The sequence below is a fragment of the Oscillibacter sp. CAG:155 genome (assembly GCA_000436875.1).
Taxonomy (GTDB): domain Bacteria; phylum Bacillota; class Clostridia; order Oscillospirales; family Oscillospiraceae; genus Oscillibacter.
Map to the genome: position 1 here is coordinate 1 of FR890903.1, position 9,157 is coordinate 9,157.

At 55.9% G+C, this 9,157-nt stretch carries 5 protein-coding genes; 2 read left to right on the forward strand and 3 right to left on the reverse strand.

The genetic code is table 11. The features are described from left to right. Positions 1-100 precede the first annotated feature (100 nt). The 3 genes from QZL67_RS05530 to QZL67_RS05540 form a co-directional block, all read right to left on the reverse strand. Positions 101-775: a response regulator transcription factor gene (locus QZL67_RS05530; RefSeq protein WP_022289755.1), complete on the reverse strand. Its 675-nt coding sequence runs from the start codon at positions 773-775 to the stop codon at positions 101-103. Positions 776-1,056: 281 nt separating this feature from the next. Then, positions 1,057-4,824, reverse strand: coding sequence for an S-layer homology domain-containing protein (locus QZL67_RS05535; RefSeq protein ID WP_022289756.1), 3,768 nt, complete (start codon positions 4,822-4,824; stop codon positions 1,057-1,059). 279 nt (positions 4,825-5,103) lie between these two features. Further along, entirely contained in the window at positions 5,104-6,354 is a 1,251-nt protein-coding gene (locus QZL67_RS05540) for a DNA glycosylase AlkZ-like family protein (RefSeq protein WP_022289757.1), read from the reverse strand. Positions 6,355-6,690: 336 nt separating this feature from the next. On the opposite strand from QZL67_RS05540, the gene QZL67_RS05545 reads away from it, so the two are divergent. Together QZL67_RS05545 and QZL67_RS05550 are read left to right on the forward strand one after the other, a co-directional pair. Next, entirely contained in the window at positions 6,691-7,344 is a 654-nt protein-coding gene (locus QZL67_RS05545; RefSeq protein ID WP_022289758.1) for a transcriptional regulator, read from the forward strand. Positions 7,345-8,669: 1,325 nt separating this feature from the next. Next, the coding region (locus QZL67_RS05550) for an ABC transporter ATP-binding protein (RefSeq protein ID WP_292919932.1) at positions 8,670-9,157 on the forward strand (488 nt) is incomplete at its 3' end.

The following is a 9,157-nucleotide window of genomic DNA, read 5'->3' on the forward strand; positions in this document are numbered from 1 at the left end:
ATCCACATGGTGACAAGACAGATTGCGATGCTGAGCAGGATGTGGAGCACCATCAGCACCACCGCCATCATCCGGGCGATTTTCCACTGCAGCTTGCGGATCATTCTCCCACCTCCATAAAATAGCCGGTCCCACGGGCGGAGCGGATCTGCACCCTGGAGTGCAGGGCCCGGAGCTTCCGCCGCAAAAAGGTGATATAAACTTCCACGTTGTTGTACTCCGTTTCGCTCAGCAGCCCCCATACTTTCTCATACAGCCTCTGGCGGGAGACCACCCGGTTCTTTTCGTCCATCAGGCACTCCATGATCTGGAACTCCTTGGGTCCCAGGCGAATGCGCTCGCTGCCGCAGCAGAGCATCATCTGTCCCCGGTCCAGCGACACGTCCCCGAAATGCAGGGTGTCCTCCAGCAGGCGGTCGCGGCGGCGGGTCAGTGCCCGGACCCGGGCCAGGAACTCGCCGGTGTCAAAAGGCTTGCTCAAATAATCGTCGGCGCCGCAGTCCAGCCCCCGGACCCGCTCCTCCACCTCGCTTTTGGCGGTCAGCAGCAGGACCGGCACCTCTACTCCGCTGCTTCGCAATTGGCGCAGGACGGAAAGCCCGTCCATTTCCGGCAGCATGATGTCCAGAACGATGAGGTCGTAAATACCGCTGAGCGCATAGTCCAGGCCGCTGCTCCCGGTGTAGACCGCATCCACCGCATATCCCTGTTTGGTCAGCAGCCCCTGGAGACCCCGGGCCATCCGCCGTTCGTCCTCCACAATCAAAATACGCATGTGTGATTCCTCCTCTGAAATCCGCCCTAAAGGGCCGCCAAGGGAGCAGGAAAATCCCCGTTTGTCGTCCGTCGTGGCGATTTGTCCTCTGTTGTAGCACGCAGAAATGAGAAAAAGTTGAACAAATGGCCTCCCATGTCAGATTCTTCCTACACACACGCTTTTGCACTGCGCCGGAACCCCGGCGAAGAAAGGACCCCCGGGTCTTGGCCCGGGGGTCCGCTGGTTTGTATACCGCTCACGCGGAGCACCGAAAGTTCTCCTCAGCCGAAGCCGATTCCTTAATTCAGGGTTGCCTCGCTATATGCGGCGTTGGTGTTGTCCGCATGATCCTTGGACTGCACCTTGTTTTCATCCATGGCGATTTTATCAGTGCCCTTCTGAGGGATTCCCTGCAGCGTCAGGATGACCGTATCACCGTCTACAGACACACCGTCGATGGTAGCGTTGTTGGTATCAGAGGTGAGCTTGAAGTCATCCTTGGCCACGCTGGAGGGATCCACCGGCAGGTTAAACTTCAGCACGATCTGAGTGTTGTTCCAGCTCATGCTTTTCACCTTCAGCTTGGGAGTGGTCACAACCTTCACAGCGCCCTCGGCCTTCAGGTCCACGTTGCCCTTGACAGTGATCTTGGTGACCTCGGTCTTAGAGCTGTCCTTCAGCACCACGGTCTTGCCGTCCACGGTCACGGCCTTGGCATAGGTATCACCAGAGCTGAAGCTCTTGGCCTCAGCGTAGATGGTCACCTCAGTGCCGGCAGCCGCTTTATTCACAGAAGCAGTGATGGTCACGCCTTCCACGGGGCTCTCGGGAACCGTGATCTTGTACTCGTCGGTCAGGCCGGTGATGGTAACGGTGACCTTTCTGTCGCCGGCAACCTTGACATTGCTCACCGTCACCTTCTGACCAACGGTACCCTCACCGGACGTTTTGTCGCCGGAGAGGCCGGTGATCTCATAGTTGAAATTGCCTGCCGTGTAACCGTCGCTGGGAACCGTGAAGTCGAAGCTGTCCGCGTTGGTTTCCACAGTGGTCTCCGCAATGTTAGCACCCTCAAAGACCACCTTCACCGCAGCAGGGTCGAACTTGAAGTTCTTGATGGTGATCTTGTCACTGGTGTCAAAGCCGCTGTCGGTCCAGTTGACCGTGACGGTATCCTTACCGCTCTCGATGGTCCCGTTCTTGGTGTCCACATACTCGCCGCCCACAAAGACGTCGAAGGAGAAGTTCACCTGGCCTGCGGCGTAGCTGGGCCGGTTGGCAGTCAGGCGCACGGTGGCTCTGCCGTTGGAAGCCATGGAGGTCTCCGCGGTGTAGCCGTTGCCCTTGTCGGTGTCTTCCGTGCTGCTGCCGCTGTTGTTGGTCTCCTTGGCGGAGGTGACCCACACGTACAGGTCGGTGAGGATCTCGCTGTTGTCATCGTCCCGCACGGCGTAGTAGTCATAGGTGTAGTCATAGCCGTTCAGGTAGCCGGCCAAGGAGTTGGCGCTGATCTTCAGATAGGTCTCGAAGTCGGCGTCCGCATCCTTCAGCAGGTCCTTGTTGGCGTCCACGCCGTCCACGGCCAGGTAGATCTCGGCGTCGCTGGCCACGATCCACTTCTTGCCGCCCAGCTGCAGAGTGCCGTTGCTGTGCTTGATGGGATCGGTGCTGCTCTTCAGGTCAGTACCGGAGGCCTCATCCGTGTCATAGCCGATCTCGTCGCCGCCGGTGATGTACTCGTCGGAGTTGGTCTTGATCTTGTTGTACAGCTTGCCCTCTTCCAGCTCATTCTCGTCGCCGTCATTGATCATGGCGGTGGTGACCTCACCGTCGACGATAACGTCATACTCGAAGTAGGCCTTGTCGTTGCCGATGTTGATGCGCTTGTTGCTGTCATGCAGGACGAACAGATAGTCGTCGCTGGAAGCGTCATCGATCTTGGCATCGGCGTCGTCGCTCATATCCACCAGGACGTACTTGGCATAGCCGGAATCCTTACCGGTGGTCTTCTCGACCCAGGAGACATAGGCCGGATTGCTCTTGGTGGTCTTGCTGGAGGCATAGACATCGGGAGCGGCGGTCAGACCGGTGTAGACGTCGATGTCGTCGTCGCTGTCGATGACCAGGAACACGGTGTCGCTGTTGGCCAGGATGCGCTTGCCGTCGGCGCCTGCGTACACGAAGCAGCTGACCTTCTCGTTTTCGATGATCTGGCCGGCGCCGGTGATCTCAGCCACCGTGTTGATGTACTTGGTGTTCTTGATGCCGTTGGCGTCGATGTCCTTCAGGGTGTACTCACCGGCGCTGTTGACAGAGTAGGTGTACCAGCCGCGCAGGGCATCGGTATCCTTGTCGATGTTGGAAGCGCTGGTAACGCCGCCCTTGTAGTTGGTGCCGCTGGTACCGGTGACGTTCTTGGTGATCTTCTTGATGTCGATCTCCTTGTAGGTGCCGTCGGTGAAGTAGGCGGCTGCCTTGGCGTTCTTGCCCAGGCCGCTGGAATCGGCGGTGTTCTGGATATACACATAGTCGCCGGAGGCGTTGGCCTCGTCCACGTACATGATGAAGCCATGCTCATCCAGGACCAGCGTGCAGGAATCGCCCACGCTGAAGGTCTCATCCTTGCCGTAGTCAGGGTTCTTGGAATCACTGCCGACGATGTCGTTGTACTTGTACTTCGTACCGTCCACAGTGATGGAGTCCCGCTCCTCGTAGGTGTCAACCTCACCAGTCAGGACCTTGGCGGGAGCGACGGAGTGAATCTCCTTGTCGTCCAGGGAGTAGGTGACCAGCAGATAGTCATCTTCCTTGTAGCTGGAGACGTCGAAGTCATCCTGATCGATGCTGTTGGGGAAGCCGGTAGGCCGGACGGAGCCGTTGTCATCGATATAGTCGATGTTCAGAGATTCCTTGGTGGAGTTGTAGTCGCTGGTGGCCTGGACCAGGTAGGTGTTGATGAAGACGATGGTGACCATGGTCTCGTCCTCGTCAGCGCCGTACTCGTCGTCCACGTAGACCTCGGTCAGGACACCGCGGCCAGAGTCGCCAGCATCGGCGGTGCTGCTCTTGACAAACAGGTCATCCACGCCGTAATCCTTGGCCTCGCCGTTGGTGTAGGTCTCCACGTAGGCGTCCTTCCGATCACGGATGTCGTCCACGGTGGCCTTGCCGATCAGCTGATACAGCTGGCCCTGCTCGGCGGACTCAGTGTAGCTGCCCACCAGCAGGCTGGTATCCACGTACGTGCCGATGGTCTCAGCCTTGAACTTCCACTCGTTGGCGGGACGGCCGAAATCGTCGGAGGTATCGTCGCTGCGCTTGAGATCGGTATGGTACTTCTCAGCGAACTGCATCAGGCCGTCCTTGTCGATGTAGCCGTCGGTATTGGTGTTGTTCACCATATCCCGGGCATCCTCGTTACCGACCTGAACGGTGGTACCGCTGATCTCTACCGTGGTCTTGGAGTCATACTCCACCATGGTGGCCTTCAGGGTGTTGAAGGCATACAGGCAGGCTTCCTCACGGGTAACAGCCTTGCTGCCCACAAAATCCTTGTTGCCATCGTCCAGATCAATGCCGCTGGCCAGCTTGGCTACATTGACCGTCCAGTTGGGGCCGGTGAAGCCCTCATAGTTCATATCATAGCCCAGAGCGCCCAGCAGCATCTTCATAAATGCAAAACCTGTCAGGCTGTTGCCGGGTTTGAAGGTGCCGTCTCCGTAACCGCTGATGATGCCTTCCTTCTGGCAGTAAGCAATATAGCCGGCGAAGACATTGGAGGCGGGAACATCCTTGTAGGGAGCGGTGTCAGCTCCCAGCGCGGATGCGGTAGTGGGTCCCAGGATCAGGTTGCAGATGATCTTTGCGGCAGCGCCGCGGGTCAAAACGTCGGTGGGCTTGAAAGACCCGTCATTATACCCATCGACGATCCCAACTGCGGAGATCACATCGACGGCTTCCTGATAGTGGATCGTGTCGTCATCCGTGAATTCCGCAGCCCCGGCACTGACAGTGAACAGAGACATGGTCAGTGTCAGTGCCAGGACCAGAGAAAGAAATTTCTTCATGGATTTTCCTCCTTTTTGTTTTTGCAAGGGGCGTTCACCCCAATCCGCCGGGCCGGAAGCCGTCCGGAGAGCTAGCCATTCTCCCTCCCGGCCCGACGGACGGGGCAAGAGCTCCTCGGCAAAGCTACTTTAGTCGTTCCCGGCCCGTCTGTCTACGTTTTTCCTCTCTTTGTTAACAAGATGAAAAAATGCGCTATTTTCGCTGTTTTATCTTTTAATTCAACTGTAACCATAAAAAAAGTTCCAACTAAAAAGAGGCGTGAAACGGCACTGCCGCGTTCACGCCTCCTTTAGATAGTACCGCTGCCGCACCTGCACGAGCTCTCCCTGATCCACCATGCGTTTGAGGATCACTGTACATTGGCGGCTTTGGATATGCAGCATCTCCGCCACGTCCTGCCGGTATGCAAACCCTTCCTTCTCCAGATAGGCCCGGATCGCCGCAGACTGTTCCTCCGGCGGCACCACAGTCCCCGGCAGGTAGTATTTTCCGCCCACACGGACCAGCTTTTTTTCGTCTGCCATCCGGCGAAGCCGGTTATACGCAGCGACTTTCGTCACTCCCAGCAAGTCCATGGTTTCTCCGCGTGAAATGGTTCCTTTCCGCCGGATCCACTCCACAATGGCTGTCTCCTCCCGGGTCCGGGCACCGCTGATGAGCAGATCTCGCAGCGTAACCCCATCCAGACCACCCCGAATCAGAGCGGAGCGCACCAGGCTGGAGAGCCGCGGCAGATCCACCGGCTTTTTTGCCCTGGAGGAAAGAAACACGTGTTCATTCAAGGTCCTATCCGCCTGCCGGTCCAACAGCATCCGTCGGACGGTGTTGCCCAGGGGCACTGTCCTGTCCGGCAGACGCAGCACGTTTTCTCCCAGATCCACCTGATCCCAGGTCAAAGAGATAATTTCACCCCCGCTGAGCCCTTCCTGCCATGTCAGCCAGATTGCCAGCCCCACCGAGCTGTCTTTCTCTGCCTGGAGAAGTTTCCACAGCTTCAGTTCATCAATCTGAGGGGGCTCCTGCCGGGCTGTCTTTTGCGCAGCGGCGACATATGGTGTGAAATGGGCCTGCAGGGCCCGGACCTCAATGCCTGTCACATGGGCCACATAGCTCCATCCATGCTCTTCCAGATTCCGAATGACATAATCATGACGCAGATCCAGCAGCCGGACCTCTGTCTGCCCCACGCTGTCCAGCGCCCGGCGGGCAATACGGGAAATAGCCTGGGGCTGCATGGGCTTTTTATACCGCTCTGAAAAGACTACATATTCCGAAAGGCTGCCCCACCTGTCATGCATCTGGCGCAGATACGCATCCATCTCATTACAGAGAGGAACGTTCCGGTCCGGCAGCTCGATCTGGTGGTCCAAGAAAGACACCTGTTCCCATGTCAGATTGGTGATCTCATCCCGCAAAAGGCCCTGCAGCCATGCAAGACGCAGGATCATCCCTGTGGGATTCAGCGGATTCGCTTGCAGCAGCCGCCGCATGGCCGTTTCCTCCGGACGGTTCACCTGATAATGCCGCATCACCCTTGCCCCCTTTGCCCGTTCCTCGGTTACACTTGCCGTATAAGTTGGCAAAAAGCCACCCCTCGGCCGCCGCTTTTTTGGCAATAAGGCACCGGCGCATTGTAGCCGAACGTAACATTTCAATCTCTTTTTAAACCACTTCACCTATACTGGTTGGTGACAGCGAAACCACGCCTTTGGCGTATTCGCATACGTTTCTGGTTCCACTGTAGCAGTCTTTTTGAAGAGGAAACATAGATGATTTCGGCTGTATTGTCCGTTTTTTGACACTTTTGCGAAAATTATAGTAGGTGCAGACAGCCGATTGAACGCCCACAGGGCAAAGGAGGCACTATGCGACAAGCACCGAAGGGGGACCGCACCAAGTACAAACTGGCGGATGCCTTGAAAACACTGCTAAATGAAAAACCATTGGAGAAAATCCGCATTTGGGAACTGACTGAGCAATGCGATATCCATCGACAGACGTTTTACTATCACTTTGCAGACGTTTACGATCTCTTTTCCTGGTGTATCCGATCGGATGGACCGGAACTGTCCGCCTGGCTGGTGTCTTTCCCCTCCTGGCAGCAGGCACTGACCGGACTGCTGCAGCATATCGTGCGGAACCGCAGTTACTTTCAGGCCATTTTGGATAAGGCCTCCCCTGATGATCGGCAGGCTTTGCTCGATGAAGTCTCCTCCGCTATGCTCGCCAGATTTCAAGCCGGCCGTGTTTTCTCGCCCGATACTGCCCACGCGGGCCTCATTTTGTTCCAATCCATGACAGAACAGTTCATCCGAGGCGACTCCCGCCAGTCCCCTGCTGAGGCTGTAGCCCTGTTGGAAGGCCTCATCGGGGCAAGAGATCCGACACGATCTGCCACAAATGTCATGGTCACTCCCACCTTCTCTGCCAACGGCGCCGCTGGTTTGGCAGATGGTCCCGCAGTTTCTGCCGAAGCTCCTCGATCTGCGTCTGAACTTCTTCGCACTCCGGTTCGTTGAAGAACCGCTGGTGCAGTGCTTGCAATAGCTGTCCAGCTATGCAGCCTCCTGTCTGCGGCACACAATCCCTGGGCATGCTGGTTCGATCCATGTCTTTCGATCACAGTTAAGAAAGGGTTATCATTTACCATAGTTCGTGAGGAGAGCTCCTTATCTTGGTTGCAGCAGCGCAAGTTTTGTACATTCAGACTCTGGCAGAAAATCCGGTTCCCGGTTATTCAAAAGATTCATCGCAAGGCGGGAGTTCTCAAATATTTCGCACCTTTCCCTGTGATGCCAGCATATTGTGATGGTTTTCAAAAGGAGTTATCCTAAACTTGTATTTGCATATACCTTTGATTCCAGGAGGGGCTGTGCGGCAACCATGACAGCTGCAAAGCCCCTTTGCTGCAGCTGTTTCCGGGAGCAACCCGAACGGAATGTCCCCCTGTTCCTGCCGCGGTTTTGACTTTGCAGAAAATGAGAAAAAATTTCCAGTGGTCCTCAGAGCCGGAACAGTCCTGCACCGCCGTCCACACGGTGGGGTTCACCCACCGGGACGTGACTCCGTAATCTCGGAAACATCTGGGCAAAGATGGGCTGGTTCCTGTCTCCCAGTTGGATTTTGACATCCCGGAGTATCTGGAGAAATCCATTTTGAAGGGTCTCACCGTCCATCTGAAAGGCCGTTTTCAGTCTGCCGTGCAGTTTCGGAAGGTTATCGAGTTCCAATGGGTGATGCCGGACACCGCACCTGCAGCTCCCACAGTTCCGGCGGAAAATAGGACACAGGTTGTTCTCTTCGCCGGAATCGCCGCAGCGGTACGCTTGCTGACAGCGGGTGCAGGCTGTTTTGCAGGCGGAAGCACTGGAGTCAGTAAAGAAGACGGTGTGTTCCCAAACAGCTTGGGCGGCAGGGACCTTTTTGCTTTCCGCTCCTGACCAATGCGGTTCGTTTCACCGCGTTCTCCCGCCGGCGAATGCGGCCGCAGAAGGTAACAGCGGCGTGGACATTTGCGGGAAGCCATCTGAAAAAAACAGCTCCGGGCAGGAAAAATCCTGCCCGGAGCTGTTTTTTTGCGCTTTCTGCCGTGTCCAATACAGAAAAAGGAACCTTGTTTCCGGCGGCAGCGCACAATTTCAAATACCTCTGCCATCCTCATGCCGCATGAAATTCGGAACCTTTTCAGCCCGGGTAAGCCCGGAACGCTTTCAGGACTTTTAGGGAACCGCGCCCCTTTTATCCGTCAAATCAGACGATAGCAAAGGTCGACCTTACCCGCTTTTTCTCCATTTTAGTCAAATTGTGTAAGTAAACTGTCAAATATCGTCGAGAAAAATTTTACGTGATTCTATATAATGAAATAAACATTACGGAAAGGGGCCGCGCAAAAATGGATGTCCAAGTAAAAAACCTCACAAAGCAGTTCGGTAAGACTACGGCGGTCAATCAACTCAATGTCGTATTCAAGGATGGGAAGCTGACAGGTCTGCTTGGACCCAGCGGATGCGGAAAATCCACAACTCTTTACATGATTGCCGGACTGGAAAGTGCAACAGACGGACAGATCCTGTTCGGAGACAGGGACGTCACGACGCTGATGCCGGAAAAGCGCAACATTGGTCTGGTATTTCAAAACTATGCGCTGTATCCCCATATGACGGTTCGAGACAACATTGTCTTCCCTCTGTCCAATATGAAGGACCCCGAAACCGGCAAAAAATACACCCGCGCCAAAAGAGACGCAGCAGCAGATGAAATCGCCAAACTGGTCCAGATCGAGTCCCTGATGGACCGCAAGCCCGGCCAGCTCTCCGGCGGACAGCAGCAGCG